General features: G+C 72.1%; 15 protein-coding genes and 1 pseudogene. 2 read left to right on the top strand and 14 right to left on the bottom strand.

Features of this window, described 5'->3' with window-relative positions; genetic code table 11:
* Positions 1-61: 61 nt before the first annotated feature.
* The 3 genes from ACSFBC_RS00415 to ACSFBC_RS00405 are packed head-to-tail and all read right to left on the bottom strand — an operon-like array spanning position 62 to position 2,269.
* Positions 62-1,048: a FecR family protein gene (locus ACSFBC_RS00415; protein ID WP_435508344.1), complete on the bottom strand. Its 987-nt coding sequence runs from the start codon at positions 1,046-1,048 to the stop codon at positions 62-64.
* A 34-nt stretch (positions 1,049-1,082) separates the two neighbouring features.
* A complete protein-coding gene (locus tag ACSFBC_RS00410) occupies positions 1,083-1,598 on the bottom strand; it encodes an RNA polymerase sigma factor (RefSeq protein WP_435508343.1) in 516 nt (171 codons plus the stop codon).
* A gap of 2 nt (positions 1,599-1,600) precedes the next feature.
* Positions 1,601-2,269, bottom strand: coding sequence for a TonB family protein (locus tag ACSFBC_RS00405; protein WP_435508342.1), 669 nt, complete (start codon positions 2,267-2,269; stop codon positions 1,601-1,603).
* Between the two features lie 618 nt (positions 2,270-2,887).
* Between ACSFBC_RS00405 and ACSFBC_RS00400 the strand changes: the two genes are divergently transcribed.
* The gene (locus ACSFBC_RS00400) at positions 2,888-3,787 is read left to right on the top strand and encodes a universal stress protein (protein WP_435508341.1); all 900 of its coding nucleotides are present in this window, start codon (positions 2,888-2,890) and stop codon (positions 3,785-3,787) included.
* A 78-nt stretch (positions 3,788-3,865) separates the two neighbouring features.
* On the top strand, positions 3,866-4,042 hold the full coding sequence (locus ACSFBC_RS00395) for a hypothetical protein (RefSeq protein WP_435508340.1): 177 nt from the start codon (positions 3,866-3,868) through the stop codon (positions 4,040-4,042).
* Positions 4,043-4,052: 10 nt separating this feature from the next.
* Here the strand turns inward: ACSFBC_RS00395 and ACSFBC_RS00390 are convergent, their stop codons facing one another.
* From ACSFBC_RS00390 to ACSFBC_RS00340, 11 genes and pseudogenes are all read right to left on the bottom strand, one after another.
* Positions 4,053-4,541 (bottom strand): GlcG/HbpS family heme-binding protein, encoded by a 489-nt coding sequence (locus tag ACSFBC_RS00390; RefSeq protein WP_435508339.1) that lies wholly within the window; start codon positions 4,539-4,541, stop codon positions 4,053-4,055.
* A 134-nt stretch (positions 4,542-4,675) separates the two neighbouring features.
* Positions 4,676-5,272 (bottom strand): response regulator transcription factor, encoded by a 597-nt coding sequence (locus ACSFBC_RS00385; protein WP_435508338.1) that lies wholly within the window; start codon positions 5,270-5,272, stop codon positions 4,676-4,678.
* Positions 5,269-6,840, bottom strand: coding sequence for a sensor histidine kinase (locus ACSFBC_RS00380; RefSeq protein WP_435508337.1), 1,572 nt, complete (start codon positions 6,838-6,840; stop codon positions 5,269-5,271). The genes ACSFBC_RS00385 and ACSFBC_RS00380 overlap by 4 nt, the downstream gene beginning before the upstream one ends.
* A 49-nt stretch (positions 6,841-6,889) precedes the next feature.
* Positions 6,890-7,900 (bottom strand): aminotransferase class I/II-fold pyridoxal phosphate-dependent enzyme, encoded by a 1,011-nt coding sequence (locus tag ACSFBC_RS00375; RefSeq protein ID WP_435508336.1) that lies wholly within the window; start codon positions 7,898-7,900, stop codon positions 6,890-6,892.
* Between the two features lie 25 nt (positions 7,901-7,925).
* Positions 7,926-8,864 (bottom strand): adenosylcobinamide-phosphate synthase CbiB, encoded by a 939-nt coding sequence (gene cbiB / locus ACSFBC_RS00370; RefSeq protein WP_435508335.1) that lies wholly within the window; start codon positions 8,862-8,864, stop codon positions 7,926-7,928.
* On the bottom strand, positions 8,861-12,892 hold the full coding sequence (gene cobN, locus ACSFBC_RS00365; protein WP_435508334.1) for a cobaltochelatase subunit CobN: 4,032 nt from the start codon (positions 12,890-12,892) through the stop codon (positions 8,861-8,863). Before cobN ends, cbiB begins: the two co-directional genes overlap by 4 nt.
* Positions 12,892-13,245 carry a DUF2149 domain-containing protein gene (locus ACSFBC_RS00360; protein WP_435508333.1) on the bottom strand — a complete coding sequence of 118 codons (354 nt, stop codon included), beginning with the start codon at positions 13,243-13,245 and terminating at the stop codon, positions 12,892-12,894. The genes cobN and ACSFBC_RS00360 overlap by 1 nt, the downstream gene beginning before the upstream one ends.
* Positions 13,246-13,432: 187 nt before the next feature.
* A complete protein-coding gene (locus ACSFBC_RS00355) occupies positions 13,433-13,906 on the bottom strand; it encodes a MotA/TolQ/ExbB proton channel family protein (RefSeq protein ID WP_435508332.1) in 474 nt (157 codons plus the stop codon).
* A complete protein-coding gene (gene bluB, locus ACSFBC_RS00350) occupies positions 13,906-14,589 on the bottom strand; it encodes a 5,6-dimethylbenzimidazole synthase (protein ID WP_435508331.1) in 684 nt (227 codons plus the stop codon). Before bluB ends, ACSFBC_RS00355 begins: the two co-directional genes overlap by 1 nt.
* Before the next feature lie 127 nt (positions 14,590-14,716).
* A complete protein-coding gene (cobO, locus tag ACSFBC_RS00345; RefSeq protein ID WP_435508330.1) occupies positions 14,717-15,286 on the bottom strand; it encodes a cob(I)yrinic acid a,c-diamide adenosyltransferase in 570 nt (189 codons plus the stop codon).
* 30 nt (positions 15,287-15,316) lie between these two features.
* Positions 15,317-16,024 (bottom strand): annotated as a pseudogene (locus ACSFBC_RS00340) (ABC transporter ATP-binding protein); the annotation flags it as partial.
* Positions 16,025-16,063: the final 39 nt, after the last annotated feature.

Below are 16,063 nucleotides of genomic sequence, written 5' to 3'. Positions count from 1 at the left end.
GTGCGCAACACCCTCCAACGCACGCGCCAGCGCAGGCCGCCGACGCCGGCGCGCCGTGTTCTCAGCTCAGCAACAGCAACCCGCCCGGCAGCGATCGGGCCTGCAGACCGAAGGCCTCCTGCACCTGCCACAGCGCGAGGTCCAGCGCGGCGATGGCGAAGCGCCCGCTGACCGGCTTGCCGCGCAGCGCGTCGTTCATCAGCACCACGCGGCCGGCGCGGTAGCGGTTGATCTCGGCGAGCGCGTCCTCCAGGCGGGTCTGGTCGAACACCAGCATGCCCTCGCGCCAGGCCGAGACCGTCCGCGGGTCGATGTGGGCGATGCCGCTGATCGCACTGGTGCTGTAGACCGTCTGTTGGCGCGCCGTCAGCGAGCGAAGCCCGGCAGGATGCTGCACGCGCACGGCACCCTCGATGCAGGTCACGCAGACCTTGCCCTCCAGATGGCGCACCTCGAACTGCCCTGACATCGCCTGGCTGCGGCCCACGCCCGCCACCACGGCGAACGGAGGGCCCCCGGGCTTCAGGCCGATGGCCGCTTCGCCGACGATCAGGTCCAGGCCGACCGGCTGGCCGTCCTCGGTCTGGCGGCGCACGCTGGTGCGCGTGTTCAGCGTGACCTCGATGCCGTCGGACAGCCGCAGCGGCCGCTGCTCGCCGGCCGCGGTGCGGTCGTCGGCCGCCCATTCATCGGGTGCCGGCCACAAGCCCATGGGCGGGCGCAGCACCGCCATGCCGGTCACCGCCGCCGCCGCCATCGCCGCGCCGAGGAAGACCCGGCGACCGCGCACCGGCAGGCCCGACGCCCGTGCCTGCACCGTCGCGGCGTCCGGCTTCAGCTGCAGCAGCGCACGCGCCGAAGGCTCAATCGCGTCCCAGCGCAGCTTGACCTCCTGGTAGGCCGCCCGGTGCGCGGGACTGGCCTGGACCCAGCGGCGGAAGCGCTGTGCATCGACGTCGCGGGCGTCGCCCGAAGTGAGCAGGCGCAGCCAGTTCCACGCCTGGTCTTCGAGACCGGCCGGCGGCGTGGGTGCGTTCTGTTCTCTCATAGGGGATGACGAATGGCGGGCCGGTAAACCCGCATTATTTTTTATCCGCGGCCAGACTGGCGTCCAGGCGCTCATGGCAGCGCTTCAGTTCGTACTCGACGGTACGCAACGAAACGCCCAGGTGCAGGGCCACTTCCTTTTGCGTCATGCCTTCGGCATGCACCAGCAACGCGATCGCGCGACGTCGCTCGGGCATGCGGTCCAGCAGCTGGCGCACGGCTTCGAGTTCCGAGCGCGCCTCGGCGGTCTGCGCCGGGCCGGGGGCCGGGTCCATCACTTCCTCCAGCAGCTGATCGATGGCGTCGCCCGACAGCAGGCGGCTGTGCCGGCGCTGGACGTCGACCGCGATGTTGACCGCCATGCGCGACAGGTAGGCACCTGGATTCTGGATCGGCCCATGGTCCTCGCTGCCCTTGAGCCGCAGCCAGGTGTCGTGCAGCGCGTCGCCCGCGTCCTCGGCGTTGCCCAGCGTGCGTGCGAGCCGCTGCTTGAGCGCGGCGTAGTGCTTGCCCAGATAGTCGAGCAGCACGACTTGCGTGTCGTCGGCCATGGCTATCCCGCTTCCTGCTGCACGCAGGATGGCCCGACGCCCTGGTGCGCAGGCGCGATCCGTACCGTGAGCGGCTGCCGCGCGATCGCCGCCGGCGGCGCGCGTTCGACGCGAACACCGCGCAGCGCCTCCAGCAAGGCCGCATCGCGGCGCCCATCGCCGCTGCTGCCGACGAGCCGGGTGCGGCCGACACGGCCGTCGGCCTCGAGCTCGAAGCGCAGCACGGCGCTGTAGTCGCCCGGCCGGCTGCGTCGATCGGCGCACAGGGCCTGCCAGACGCGCGCCTGCACCAGGCCCGCATAGCCTTCCGCACCGAACAGCGCCGCCATGCCGGGCGGCGGCGGCGTGGCGTCCGCGCCGAGCCTCTCCTTGAGCACGAAGGTCTGGCCCAGGTGCGAGCTGCGCCGGTCCGCGACCAGGCCCGAACCCTCGAGCAGGATCTGCAATGCCGTCGCGGCCGAATGACGACCCCTCACGGCCGAGGAAACGCGGCGCCCCAGGGTCTCGCTGGGCAACAGCACCGGCTGGCCGGTGGTCTCTGCATAGGCGTTCAAGGCCGCGCCCAGGGGCTGCGCGGGGATGTCGAAATCGAACAGCGGCGCCGCGCCATCGGACACGACACTGCCGCCCGCCACGCCGACAGGCCCCGGCGCAGGCGCGGCGTGAAGCACTTCATCTGCACCCCATGCCGACGCGGCAAGCCCGCAAAGCACCATGTGCAGGATGACCCCATGGCGCCTCACGCCGGCTGCGTGGGAGCGCACCGCGAAACGTCGTCGCGCCCTGCCTGGCCGCGGGCGCGCGCAGGCCCGCAGGCTGGCCGCAAGGACCGCGAAGGGAGGACGATTCGAATCGACAAGGTCTGCGCACCATTCCAGTAAACATCGCATGGTGGCGCCCCATTGCGACAGCCTCGTTACATCGACGCCGCGAGCTCATATCGGCAAACGCCGCATGGCCTTTGCTTGCCCCACCCGCGCGCGCTTCCTACACTCGGGCGCGTGCAAACCTCCTCCTTGTCCCGCCGTCGTCTCGACGGCCTGCGTCCGTCCCTCGCGACGGGCCTGTTGCGTGGACGCCGCAGCGCGGGCACGCCAGATGTCCGGCCGACGCCCGGACATCCCTGAGCCCGGCGGTCCGCCTCTTTTTCATCCTTTGCGCAAACCATCGACCGCCGGGCATCCGCCCCGCGCGGCAGCGGCCGTCCCGTGGGTTTCGGGGCCGCCGCATGCGATGGTCCATGGCGCGTTCGAACGCGCACGCCGTCCGTCGCCGAAAGAGAAAAGACGATGCACCACATCCAATCGATCCTGGCCGTGACCGACCTGTCGATCGACGGCAACCTGGCGATGGAGCGCGCGGCGCGCCTTGCGCTGGCCCATGGCGCGACGCTCAAGCTGATGCACGCCGGGCCCGCCGGCAGCCCGCCGCGCCTGGGCGCCGCCAGCCACCTGGCCCAGCTGGCCCGCGAGATGACCAGCCGGCTGGGCCTGGCGGTGCGCACGGTCGAACAGGCCGTCAATTCCGTGGCGGACATCGCCGCCGAAGCGCGTTCGGTCGACCTGCTGGTGCTGGCCCATCGCCGCGACCGGACGCTGGCCGCGCGCTTCCTCGGCCAGCCGGTGGAGCGGCTGCTGCGGCAATGCCGCTGCATGGTGCTGGTCACGCGCGTGCGGCCACGCCGCCACTACGAACGCATCGTGGTGGCGGTCGATCTGGGTCCCGCATCGCAGCCCCTGCTCGAACGCGCCGGTCGCTTCGATGCGCACGCCGAGATCGCGCTGTTCCATGCGCTGGGCAGCGGGCACGAAGCCAAGCTGCGCTATGCCTCGGTGTCCGAGGCGGTGATCGATGCCCACCTGCGCGAACGACTCCACCGGGCCCGCGCGCGCATGGCCGGCCTCGGCAGAGGATCGGACGCGCGGCGCAACCGCGTGATGTCGGCCATCGGCCGCGGCGACCCGGCGCGCCAGTTGGCGATCCAGCAGGACTACCTGCGGGCCGACCTGGTGGTGATCGGGCGGCAACGGCGCTCGCTGCTGGCGGATTGGCTGTGCCCCGGCATGGCGCAGCGGCTGCTGGCCTGCGCGGGCAGCGACGTGCTGGTGGTGCCGGACGACGCCGTGGCCGCGACCCGGCCGCGCGCGAAGCAGCGTCTGGAAGCCGAGCGCGCTGTCGGCTTTGGCTGACGGCCATCGGCGCGATGGCCTGAAGCGGGCTGGCGTCGGAAGCTGCCACCTTGGTGGTTTCCCCGTTTGGAGACCCGCATGACGAACAGCCCCGCCAGCCCCAAGAAGCCCGCCACCCTGCACGAAGAGCCCGAGATCACCCAGGAGGAAGCGGTGCCGAGCGACGGCAAGGACACCGAGGGAGAAGAACTGATGAAGAAGGTGCGCAACCCGAAGCTCAAGGAAGCGCCGGGCGAGGAGCGCACCGAGGACTGAGCCGGCTCGCTTACTTGAGCTTGTCCTTGGCCAGCTCGAGTGCAGCCACGGCGCATTCCGCGTCGGTGCTGCCGGCCGGTGCGCCTCCGATGCCGATCGCGCCGATCACGTCGTTGCCCGCACGGATCGGCACGCCGCCTGCGAGCAGCAGGAAACCCGGAATGTCGTTCAGGAACTGCGCACCCGGATTCTTCTGCGCGTTCTCGCCCAGGTTGGCCGTGGGCGCGCGGGTCGAGGCCGAAGTGAAGGCCTTGGCGCGGCTGGCCTCGACGGTGTGCGGGCCGGCGTTGTCGGCGCGCAGCACTGCGCGGATCAGCCCGGCCCGATCGACCACGGTGGCCGTCACGTTGACGCCCTTCTGCGTGCAGGCGGCCACGGCCGACTGCGCGATTTCCTGCGCGAGGGCCAGCGAGATGTTGCGCTCCTGCAGCACCTGGGCCTGGCCCAGCAGCGGGGTGGCGACGAGTGCGGCGGCGATCAGAAGACGGGACGTGTTCATTGGATTTCCTTGAAGGGAAGCCGGGACATCCGGCTCAGCAAGGAATCTAAATTTCGCGCGTCGCGCTGAACAGCCGTGGCGCTACCCGCGCGGCTGGGTAGTTCTACCCAGTTCTCTGCGCGGCCTCGGCCCCGTCAGTGCGACAGCACCGCGCGCACCATCTCCGCCACCGAGCCCGTGCCGAGCTTGAAGGCGATGCCGGCGCGGTGCTTTTCCACGGTGCGCGGCGAAAGATCGAGCCGGCGCGCGATTTCCTTGGTCGACAGGCCGTCGGCGATCAGCCGCAGGATCTCGTCTTCTCGCGCACTCAGTTGTTCGAGCTTCGCGCTGGCCTGCGTGCGCTGCGCCTGCAGCGTCGCGGTCTCTTCGAGCCGCGCCATGCCGGCCTGCACCGCCTCGAGCAGGGCCTGCTCGTCCACCGGCTTGGTGAGGAAATCCACCGCGCCGCCGCGGAACGCGCGCCGGCACACCGACACGTCGCCATGGCCGGTGATGACGACCACCGGCAGCGGCTGCGGATCGGCCTGCAGGCGCTCGAGCAATTGCAGCCCCGAGAGCCCGGCCATGCGCACGTCGGTCACCACGCAGCCTTGTGCGCCGGCCGGCTCGCGCTGCAGGAAGGCGGCGGCGCCGTCGAAGGCCTGCACCGCATAGCCCAGCGTGCGCAGCAGCAGCGCCAGGGCCTCGCGCACATCGGCGTCGTCGTCGATCAGGAACACCGGGTATGTCATCGCGCGGCCTTCTTCAGATGCACGGTGAAGACGCTGCCCTCGCCCGGCGTGCTCTGCACTTCGATGCGCCCGCCGATGTTCTCTACCAGCCGTTCGCACAGCGACAGGCCCAGCCCCATGCCGCCTTCCTTGGTCGTGAAGAAGGGCTGGAACACGCGCGCCAGCTGCTCGGGTGCGATGCCCGGGCCGTTGTCGATGACCGCGACCTGCGCGCCGGCGGCATCGGTCCGCGTTCGCACCGTGATGCGCGCACCGTCCCGCCCCTGCAGGGCCTCGGCCGCGTTGCGCACGAGGTTGTGCAGCACCTGCTCGACCGAGATGGCGTCGATGCGCACCACAGGGCCCGCGGGATCGAGCGCCAGTTCGAGCGCGATGCCGCGCGTGTGCAGGTCGGCCTGCACCAGCTCGGCCACGCCGTCGACCAACGCATTGAGCGCGACCGCTTCCTCCGCCGGCTCGCGCTGGCTCACGTAGGAGCGGATGCGCTCGAGGATGTCGCCCGAGCGCCGCGCCAGCCGCACGTTGGCCTGCAGGATCGGCACCATCGCCGCCGCATCGGCGCCCTGCTCGATGAGCCGCAGACCGGCCTGGCTCTGGCTCAACATCGCGGTCAGCGGCTGCGTGAGTTCGTGCGCGATGCCCGAGGCCATCTCGCCCAGGCCGTTGACGCGCATCGCGTGGGCGAGCCGCAGTTCCTGCGCCTGGCGAGCCGCCTCGCGACGCGCGCGCCGCACACGTTGCACGCTGCCGGCGGCCCACAGCAGCGCGGCGCTGCCGATGGCGAGGGCGAGCAGCCCGCCCGCGGGCAGCAGTTCGGCCCCGCCCAGGCGGCGGCTCAGCACCAGCTGGAGCGGCTGGCTCGTGCTGCCCAGGTCCTGCGCGAAACCCAGCGCGCGCGGCCAGGTCTCCTCCGGCTCGGCGGGCCGACCGCCGAAGACCTGGCCGTGCGCATCGGTGAGCCACACGGCCGTGTTCGCAGGGGCCAGGCCGTCGGGCGCGATCAGCTGGGCCGCGTCGACCTGCAGCACCAGTGCGCTCAGTGGTGCATCGCCGATGCGCTTGACCATCGCGTAGCCCGTTCCCACGGGCGCATCGAGCATGGCGGCCTTGCCCGCGCCCAAGGTGGCCGCGCGCTGCGTCACCGCATCGAGCCGCACCGGTGCAGCGCTGGCATTGCGGGTCGACGCCAGCACCTCGGGCGTCGGGACGAGGCGCACCAGGTCGATGGCCACGATGCGCGGGTAGAAGGTCTGGATGGCGGAGGCCACGGCGCGGAAGGTGGCGCGCTGCGGATCGTCGAGCTGCGCGATCGCATGGAGGTTGGTCAGGTGCGCGTCGTGCTGGCCGACCCGCTGCGCGATCGTGCGATGCAGCGTGCGCGCCTCGTCGTCGAAACGCTGGCTCAGCTGGTTGAAGCGCCAGCCCGCGAGCAGCGCGGCGCCCAGCACCATGAGCAGCGCCCAGGCCGCCAGCCAGCGCCAGGACGGCCATGCAACCGACGGCACCTGGGGCGCGGTCAGCGCGACGGTCTTCGCGTCAAGGGTTTCGGTCGTGTGGGAGAAGGCCATGGGCAGGCGATGGTACGCAAGCCCGCGGGCAGTGTCGATTCGCGCGGGCTCAGCCCAGGTTCTGCACTGAGATGCGCAACGCATCCTGCGACGTCGGCGGCAGCACCGCCAGCCGCAGTGCCTCGGGCAGGCCGAAGGAGGCCGCATCGCGCACCTTGACGCCCTGCGCGCGCAGGGCCGCGGCCAGGGCCGGCACACCGTCCCCGGCCGGGCGCGCGCCGAAGAAGTTGCCGACGCTGGGCAGCACGTCCCAGCCCAGGTCTCCGCACAACGCCTGCTGGCGGGTCTTCCATGAACGCAAGGTCTCGCGGCAGTCTGCAAGCCATTGCTGCGCGTCGGGCGTGGCCCAGGCTTCGAGCAAGGCCACGCCATGCACGCCGGTCGGCCACGAGGGCGCCATCTGCAACAGCGCCTCGCGCAGCGTGCGATCGGTGCGCGGCGCGATCGCATAGGCTGCGCGGATGCCGGTCAGGCCCAGCGCCTTGTTGGGCGTCCAGAGCTGCCAGATGCGGTCGCGCTGCGCCGCATCGAGCGCCAGCGCACCCTCGAGGCGCAAGGGCTCGTAGGCCAGGTCGAGCACGCCGCAGGCCGCCGGCGGCAACGCATCGACGAGGGCGCCGAAGGCTGGCTCGGCCTGCCCCAACGGACTCGACGGGTCGCAGCACCAGTGCAGCGCCGCGGGCTCCACCGGCGCCCCGCGTGCCACCGCGGTCAGGCCCCAGGCGCGCGCCGCGCGGCGGTAGTCGCCGTAGCTGTGCGGTGGCAGCACCACGTAGCGGCCGCCCTGGGCGGCAAAGGCCGCGGTGATGCGGAAGATGAATTCGCTGGCACTGGCGGCGACCACGATGCGCGTGGGCTCGACACCGTGGAAGCGGCCCAGGGTCCCGCGCAGCGCCGTGTAGTGCGGATCGGGATAGTGCACGGCATCGGCGGCCTGCAGCGCCGCCAGCGCGACCGGGCACGGGCCGCAGGCATTGCCGTTGGTCGAGAAGTCGTGGGCCGGCACGCCTTGCGCATCGGGGCCGCCGTGCACGATGGGTGGGAAGGAAGAAGAAGACATCGGGTCGAGGATACGCAAGCGCGCCTCAGCAGCGGATGGCCAACGCGGCCACCACCGCCAGCGCGGCCAGCACGCGCACCGCGCGCCCACCCAGGCGCGCCGCCTGTGGCAGGTCCGCCGGCAGCGGCGCACGGCCCTCGGCGTGCAGCACGTAGACACCCGGCTTGCCCAAGCGCACGCCCAGCCGCAGCGCCATCGCCGCCATCGGCCAGCCGCTGTTGGGCGACGGCGTGCGTGCCGCCTCGCGACGCAGCGCGACGCCGGGCCACGGCCCGTGCAACAGCAGTGCCGTGATGCGCGCGGGCACCCACGACAGCACGTCGTCGGCATGCGCGGCCCACTTGCCGGCCCATTCCCAGACCCGGCCACCGCGTTCGCCGCGGTAGCCCCACATCGCATCGGCGGTGTTCGCGAAGCGGTACAGCGCGGCACCGGGCAGGCCCCCCAGCACGAACCAGAAGATCGGCGCGACCACCGAATCGTTGAGGTTCTCGGCCAGCGACTCGATCGCGCTCTCGCGCACCTCGGCCGCGCTCAGCGCGCTCACGTCGCGGCTCACCATGCGCGCGAGTTGCGCGCGCCCCGCCTCGAGCGATTCGCCCAGCGCGGCCTCGACCGCCAGCACCTCGTCGCGCAGCATGCGCCAGGCCAGGAGCGGCTTGAGCAGCAGGCCCAGCAGCAGCGCGGCAACCACCGGCCACAACTGCGCGGCCAGGCGCTGCAACAGATACGCGATCAGCACCACGACCGCGGCGCCCACGCACCAGGCCACCGCCCCCGCGATGAAAGGTGGGGCCCGTGGCGCATCGGACGTGCCTGCAACGGGCGCGATCCTGCGGCCCATCGCGCCCAGGTAGCGGCCCATCCACACCACCGGATGCCAGCGCGCGGGCGGCTCGCCGAGCGCATGGTCGATCCACAGCGCCAGGAGCAGCGCAGCGGCCATCACGATCGCGGTCGTCATGCGCGCGCCTCCGCAGCGGCGATGCGGCGACCGCGTCGCCATTGCGCGATCGCGCCGAACGCGAGCAGCAGCGCGACGGCCAGCGCGGCCCACAGGCCCTGCACCACCGGCGGCACGGGCGGCGGTGTGGGCGCGACGGCATCGAGGCGCAGGCCCTGCACGCGCTGGGGTGCGTCGGGGTCGGCGGGTGCAGCGCTCGGTTCGGCCTCGGCACGGGGCGCGACTTCCACCGGCTGCACCGGGGCGCTGCCCGACGGCGCGGCCGCAGGCGCCAGCACCGTCTGCGCAAAGCGCTGCACGCCCGCATGGCGTTCGATCATGCCGCTCGCCTTCGCGGCCTCGGCATAGGCCTGCGCGAGCTCGCGCCGGGTCGCGGCATCGGGCCGCCAGTAGTCGAGCCGGATCGCATCGAGCATGCGTTCGAGCGTCTGCGCGAAGGCCGCGCGGTTCGCGCCTTCGAGCCAGGCGCGCGTGCCGAGCCGGTAGCGGTCGCGCACGTAGACCTCGTGCAGCGACTGCCACTGGTCCTGCCGCACGGCCGCGGGTGCGGTCACCTGCCAGCCCCAGAGGAACTGCGCGGTCTTGAGCACCTGCAGCGTGCCGCTGTAGCCCTCGGCCTGCTGCGCCGCGATCCATTGCGGGTGCAGGTAGCGCGTCTGCATCTCACGCGCGATGGCGCCGGCGGCGGTGTCGGTGCGCACCACGCCGCCCTCGCCCGCCGCGTTGCGCAGGTTCTGCACGTAGAGCGCCGGGTCCTTGCCTGTGAGTTGCCGCACCGCCTGCGCGATGCCGCCCAGGTACTGGAAGGGGTCGTCGTTGGTGAGCACGCCATAGAGGTTGGAGGTGCGCGACATCAGTGCGGCATCGACCTGCCGCAGGTTGTCGGCATAGGCGCTCTGGCGCAGCGCGCCCTCGAGGCCGGCGCCGTAGGCGTGGCCCATGCGGTCCATGTAGAGCTGCGCCATCTGCGCATCGCCGCCCGCGCGTCGCTGGCCGGTCCAGAGCTCGGTGGCGAGCGCGGCTTCTTCCAGGCCCGCGCCGTAACTGCCCTGCGCGTTGGAGAAGATGCGCGCGGTGGACCAGCGCTGCGCCTGCTCGGCCGAAGCGCCCTGGGCACGCAGGCGCTGCGCCATCGCCGCGGCGTGGCGGGCCACGGCGTTGTCGGCTTCGTTCAATGCCGCGACCTGCCGCACCGCCTCGTCGATCCAGCGCATCACGGCCGGGAACTGGTCGCGGTAGGAGCCGGTCACGCTCAGCAGCACGTCGATGCGCGGCCGGCCCAGGCGAGCTGCCGGCACGACGTCGATGCCGACGATGCGCCCGCCCTCGTCCCAGCGCGGCTGCACGCCCAGCGCATGGAAGACCTGGCTTTCCATCATCCCCTGGTGGCGCAGCGTCTCGCCGGCCCAGAGCGTGAAGGCGATCTTCTCGGGCGCGCGGCCGCCGTGCGTCTTGGCGTGCTCGGCGGTCCACGCATCGAGCGCGGCCGTGCCGACCGACCAGGCGGCCTGCGTCGGCACGCGGCTGGGGTCGAAGCCGTGCAGGTTGCGTCCGGTCGGCAGGCTGTCGGGATTGCGCACCGGGTCGCCGCCGTAGCGCGAGGCCAGGTAGCGGCCGTCGAGGGCAGTCAGCAGGCCTTCGGTTTCCTGGTTGTCGGCGAGCAGTGCATCGAGGCGCTGGGCGCGCAGCGCGAGCGCCCGCAAGGCTTCGACCTCGGCCGGCCCCTTGCCTTGCGCGGCCGCGGCTTCCGGATCGCGCACCGCGGCTTCGAGCCAGCGCGCCGATGTCGACGCCGCGAGCTGGCCGCCCTCGACGAACACCGCCTCCTCCGGGTCCTCGCCCAGCGCGGCCAGCAGCGGCTTGTGCAGGATCTGCAGCAGCGTGAGCCGGCGGCGTTCGGGGGAAGGCGTCTCGCCGAAGGTGGCCAGGCCCAGCGGCTGCGCGGTCTGGGCGAGTTCTTCGAGGTAGGGGTGCAGCACCGCGACGAAACCCGCGAAGTCGGCGCGCAGCCGCGCGGGCGTCCATTGCAGATCGCGGTCGTAGTGCTGCGCCGCAAAATCGGCGGCCAGTTGCGCTTCGAGCGCGCGCTTCACCGGGCCGGGTGCCAGCGTTTCCCAGTCGTGCAGGCGCTCGTGCAGGGCCTGCACGCCGGGGCGCAGGCCGGCCGGCGAGAACAGCGGCGTCGAATGGCTGACCATGGTCGCGCGGCCGCGGCGCTTGGCGGTGGTGGCCTCGCCGAGGTTGTCCATCACGTAGGGATAGACGTTGGGCAGGTCGCCCAGCGCGAGCAGCGGATCGTCCTGCACCGACAGCCCGCGTTCCTTGCCGGCCGACCATTCGACCGTGCCGTGCGTGCCCACGTGCACCACCGCGCCCGCGCCGAATTCCGTGCGCAGCCAGAGGTAGGTCGCGAGGTAGCTGTGGCCGAGCGGCACGGCCGAGCGATGGTAGACCTGCGCGGCCTTGTCGCGCACGACGGTGCCGGGCTCGAAGCGCGGCGGCTGGCGCAGCACCACCACGTTGCCGAAGCGCACGCGCGGGATGACGAAGGCCGGCGCGCCATCCACGGTGCGCAGCATGGTCGATCTGTCGGGCGGGCCCCAGTAGGCCTCGATGCGCTGCTGCGTGGCGGCCGGCAGCGCGCGAAACCAGGCGAGGTAGCGCGACAGCGGCAGGCTCGCGGCCAGGTCCCGGGCCAGCAGGGGCTGCAAGGCATCGCTGCGGTAGTAGGCCTGCATCGTGGCCTGCACCTGCGCGATCAGCGCCTCGCTGCCGGGCGCGCCGGTGCGGTAGCCGGCCGTCTGCATCGCGGCCAGCATGCGGTCGATGCTGCGCGGCACGTTGAGGAAGGAGGCGCCGAAGTTCGCCTCGCCCGGCGGGTAGTTGTAGACCAGCATCGCCACGCGGCGCTCGGCCGGCGGCGTGCGCTGCAGCCGCACCAGCGCGGCCGCCTTGTCGGCCACCGCGTCGATCTGCGCGGGCAGCGGCTGCAATGTGCCGGTGGCCGGATCGCGCGCCGAAACCAGCATCGCGTCGGTCATGCCCGCGAGTTCGCTGGGGCTGTAATAGGAGGCGACGTCGCTGGGCGCCAGGCCGTCGGCGCTCACCTCCCACTGCGCGGCGCTCATCGCCAGCGCGGGCAGCGTCTGCAGCACCGGCACGCCGATGCGTTCGAGCTCGGCCTTGCGCTCGTTCGGGTTGAACACCAGCGCGGCATTCACGATCACGTCGGCGATGCGGCGCGCACTGCCGTCGGCGGCTGTGGCGTGGGTCATGCGGAAGTACAGGTCGGCCTGCTGGCGCGGGCCGTAGAAGGCATAGGCGCGCAGGCCGCGCCGGGCCAGGCTGCCGATCAGCCGGTCGAGCCAGGCGGTGTCGTCGCCGGTCAGCGTGGCGCTGTGGACGGCGATGGCGACGGTGCCGCCGGCAGCGGCGGGCAGCATGTCGAGCGCTGCGATGTCGGGCTCGACGCGCGGCCAGCCCGGGTGGTAGAAGCCGGCCAGCGGCAGCTCGACCGGCGGCGGCAGGCCGGCCATGTCGCCGACCCGGCCCAGCGCGCTCATGGCCGCCGCGAGGTTGGCCGCGCCCGAGAAACGCCAGTAGGCCCGCAGCCGCTGGGCCCAGACGGGGTCCACGCCGCGCTCGGCGGCCAGCGGCGCGGCACCGAGGGCCTGGCCTTTCGCGACCCCGCCGAACTCGCCGATCAGCACGTAGGGCGTGCCGCTGCGCGAAACCATGTCGCCGAAGCGCGCCGCCGCGGCCTGTGCCACGCTGGCATGCGGTGCGTCGATCACGAGCAGGCGCGCGCCGATCAATGCGGCGCTCAAGCCCTCGGGCGTATCGCGCGCGGCCGACACCACCTGCAGCGCGAGTCCGGCTTCGGCCGCGGCCGCCTGCAGCCGCGCGAGCCGTGCGGGCGAGACCAGCGGCGTGCTCAGCAGCACGACATGCGAGGGCGAAGGCTGCGCCAACGCCGGCTGCAGCGCGCCCAGCAGCAGCCACAGCACCAGCGCCAGCCCCCACCGCATCACTTCGTGCCCTGCACCGGCGTCGCATCGGCCGGCACGTAGACCATCGTGCCGTCCTTGAGGCGCCAGGCGGTACCGGCCTTCTCGCCGTCGCCCTGCCCCGTCGCGCCGCTGGCCTTGAAGCGCGTGAGCTTCTGGCCCTCCTTGGTGAGGATCTCCATGTCGGGCTGGCCCTCGTGGCGAATGATCGTCACCTTGTCCTGTGCGAACGGGTTCATCGGGTTGTCGATCACCGCGATCATCAGCATGCCGATCACGACCAGGAACACGTCGATCAGGTTGATGGTCGACAGCACCGGGTCGTCGTCCTCGGCGTCGAGGCTGTTCAGGATGCTGAACTGGCGGCGCGTCATTCGAGAACCTCCGCGCTCCGCGCTGCGGTGCGAGCTTGCTTGGGGCGGCCCGGCGCTGCGCATTCGGAAACCTCCGCGCTCCGCGCTGCGGTGCGAGCTTGCTTGGGGCGGCCCGGCACTGCGCATTCGGAAACCTCCGCGCTCCGCGCTGCGGTGCGAGCTTGCTTGGGGCGGCCCGGCGCTGCGCTCATACGTTGACGTCGCGTGCGTCCAGCACCGTCACCAGTTCGCGCATCAGCCAGCGCCGGCGCACGGTGTAGACCACGAAGGTGATCGAGGCCGAGGCCAGCGCCACGATCACGGCCGCGAAGGCCGGTGCCAGGCTTTGCGCCACGCCCTGCGACTGGCCCGAGGCCACGGCCACCAGCGCAGGGCCCATCGGGATCATGGTCGCGATCAGGCCCAGCATGGGCGCGACGCGGCTGCACAGGCGAACGCCCTCGAGCGACTTGAGCACCGCCAGTTCCATCTGCTCCTGCCCCTGGTCGGCCACCGCGCGCAGCACCAGCACGCGCGCGGGGTCGCGCCGGCGCTGCAGCCCTTCGACCACGAACGCACCCAGGCTCCAGACCGCGTAGACGAAGGACAGCAGCACGCCCAGCGTGACCGGCCAGAGGAACAGGCGCGCGAGCTCGAAGAGCACGCTATCGAAGGCCAGCATCAGGAATTTCCTTTTTCTTGGGAAGCCGGGAACAAGCTCGACGGCATGCCCCAGCGGTCGTCGAACACCATCGACGCCAGCGGCTCGCGCTTCGCCCAGCGTTCGCGCTGCAGCATCGGTTCGTCGTAGAAGCCGTGCACCGGCCCGAGGCACAGCAATGCGATGGGCTCGGCGCCCGCGGGCAGCCCCAGCAGCGACGCGACCTGGGCCGGATCGAACAGCGAGACCCAGCCCATGCCGAGCCCCTCGACACGCGCGGCCAGCCACAGGTTCTGGATCGCGCAGGCGGCCGAGGCCAGATCCATCTGCGGCAGGGTGCGGCGGTCGAACACATGCTGTTCGCGGCCATCGGCCAGCGTCACGGCGATGAGTTCGGCCGCCTCGCGCAGGCCCTCGACCTTGAGGCACATGAATTCGTCTTCGCGCGCGCCCAGCGCCTGCGCGGTGCGCACGCGCTCCTGCTCGACCACCGCATGCAGTTGCGTGCGCAAGGCCGCATCGCGCACACGGAGGAAGCGCCACGGCTGCATGAACCCCACGCTCGGTGCGTGATGGGCCGCCTCGAGCAGCCGCCGCAACACCTCGGGCGCGACCTCGCCGCCCGCGAAGTGCCGCATGTCGCGACGCTCTCGGATCGCGCGGTAGACGGCTTGCGCCTCGTCAGCCCCAAATGACGTCGTCACGCGCCGCACCCGCGCTTTCCCCTTCCAGGAACACCGCGGAACCGGCTTTGCCGGGCCGCCGGTGTTGCCCCCTGCAAGGGGGAGGGAGGCCACACGACGTGGGCAAGCCTGGGGGTGTGCAACATGTCTAGTCCTCGATGCCGCGTTGGGCGGGGATGCCGGCCTTGAACGCGTGCTTGACCATGGTCATCTCGGTCACGGTGTCGGCCAGCTCGATGAGCTCGGGCGGGCAGCGGCGGCCGGTGAGCGCCACGTGCACGTGCTTGGGCCGTTCGCGCAGCGTGGCCAGCACGTCGTCGAGTGGCAGCCAGCCGTAGATCAGCGGGTAGGTGATCTCGTCGAGCACCACGAGGAAATACTCGCCCGACAGGATCGAGGCCTTGGCGCGCAGCCAGCCGTCGCGCGCGAGTTGGCCCGAGTGTTCGAGGTCCTGGCTCTTCCAGCTGAAGCCGTCGCCCAGGCCTTCGATCGGGATGCCCAATTGCTCGAACATCCGGTGCTCGCCGAAGCGCGCGGTCGGCACCTTCATGAACTGCCAGATCTTCACGGCCTTGCCGCGGCCGTGCGCGCGCAGCGCCAGGCCGAAGGCCGCCGTGCTCTTGCCCTTGCCGTCGCCGGTGTTGACGATCACGATGCCGCGGCGTTCGCCCTCGGGCTTCTCGTAGGGCTTGGCGCTGGGTGGGGTTTCGATTTGCATGACGTTCTTCTTTCCGATTCGGGAATGGGTTCAGCGGGGCAGCGCGATCCACTGCTGGTCGACGCGGTGCACCGCCACGCGCCGGTCGAACACGGCTTCGAGCGCACGGTGCGTCGAGGCCTCGGCACAGGCGCCGTGGTGCAGCACACGGCCCTGCGCCATCACGACCAGCGCATCGGCGGCGAGCGCCATCGAGAGTTCGTGCAGCACGCTGACCACCGTGCGGCCCTCGGCCACCAGCGCGCGCATGGTCTGCATCCAGTCGGACTGGTGCGGCGGGTCGAGGTTGGCGAGCGGCTCGTCCATCAGCAGCACCTCGGCCTCGACCGCGAGCGCGCGCGCCAGCAGCACGCGTTGGCGTTCGCCGCCCGAGAGCTGGCCCAGCGGCCGGTCGCGCCAGTCCCAGGCCTGGGTGCTGCGCAGCGCGCGCTCGACCGCGGCGCGGTCGGCGGCGCTGGGCGGCGCGAGCCAGCGCTGGTGCGGCATGCGGCCGAGCATTGCGAGGTCGTAGACCAGCAGGTCGTCGGCGCTGCTCTCGCCCGCCCCGCCCTGCCCCAGCCACGACAGGCGCCGCGCCCGCACGCGGCCCGGCAGGCCGTGCAGCGAGGCGTCGAACAGACGCACCTCGCCGCCATGCGGCAGCAGCCCGGCCAGCACGCGCAGCAAGGTCGACTTGCCCGCGCCGTTGGGCCCGACGATGCTGGTCCAGCGACCGGCCTCGATGGCCAGGTCGATGGCGTGCAGCACCGGCGTGCCGCCCAGCGTGGCGTCGACCTG

The organism is Variovorax frigidus (assembly GCF_051216515.1).
Lineage (GTDB): Bacteria > Pseudomonadota > Gammaproteobacteria > Burkholderiales > Burkholderiaceae_C > Variovorax.
The sequence above is the reverse complement of the archived record's forward strand: the minus strand, read 5'-3'. Positions and strand labels throughout refer to the sequence as shown.

Coding starts and splice junctions, on each gene's coding strand:
- ACSFBC_RS00415 (WP_435508344.1), bottom strand. CDS start 1,048: ATGAGAGAACAGAACGCACCCACGCCGCCGGCCGGTCTCGAAGACCAG.
- ACSFBC_RS00410 (WP_435508343.1), bottom strand. CDS start 1,598: ATGGCCGACGACACGCAAGTCGTGCTGCTCGACTATCTGGGCAAGCAC.
- ACSFBC_RS00400 (WP_435508341.1), top strand. CDS start 2,888: ATGCACCACATCCAATCGATCCTGGCCGTGACCGACCTGTCGATCGAC.
- ACSFBC_RS00395 (WP_435508340.1), top strand. CDS start 3,866: ATGACGAACAGCCCCGCCAGCCCCAAGAAGCCCGCCACCCTGCACGAA.
- ACSFBC_RS00390 (WP_435508339.1), bottom strand. CDS start 4,541: ATGAACACGTCCCGTCTTCTGATCGCCGCCGCACTCGTCGCCACCCCG.
- ACSFBC_RS00385 (WP_435508338.1), bottom strand. CDS start 5,272: ATGACATACCCGGTGTTCCTGATCGACGACGACGCCGATGTGCGCGAG.
- ACSFBC_RS00380 (WP_435508337.1), bottom strand. CDS start 6,840: ATGGCCTTCTCCCACACGACCGAAACCCTTGACGCGAAGACCGTCGCG.
- ACSFBC_RS00375 (WP_435508336.1), bottom strand. CDS start 7,900: ATGTCTTCTTCTTCCTTCCCACCCATCGTGCACGGCGGCCCCGATGCG.
- cbiB (WP_435508335.1), bottom strand. CDS start 8,864: ATGACGACCGCGATCGTGATGGCCGCTGCGCTGCTCCTGGCGCTGTGG.
- cobN (WP_435508334.1), bottom strand. CDS start 12,892: ATGCGGTGGGGGCTGGCGCTGGTGCTGTGGCTGCTGCTGGGCGCGCTG.
- ACSFBC_RS00360 (WP_435508333.1), bottom strand. CDS start 13,245: ATGACGCGCCGCCAGTTCAGCATCCTGAACAGCCTCGACGCCGAGGAC.
- ACSFBC_RS00355 (WP_435508332.1), bottom strand. CDS start 13,906: ATGCTGGCCTTCGATAGCGTGCTCTTCGAGCTCGCGCGCCTGTTCCTC.
- cobO (WP_435508330.1), bottom strand. CDS start 15,286: ATGCAAATCGAAACCCCACCCAGCGCCAAGCCCTACGAGAAGCCCGAG.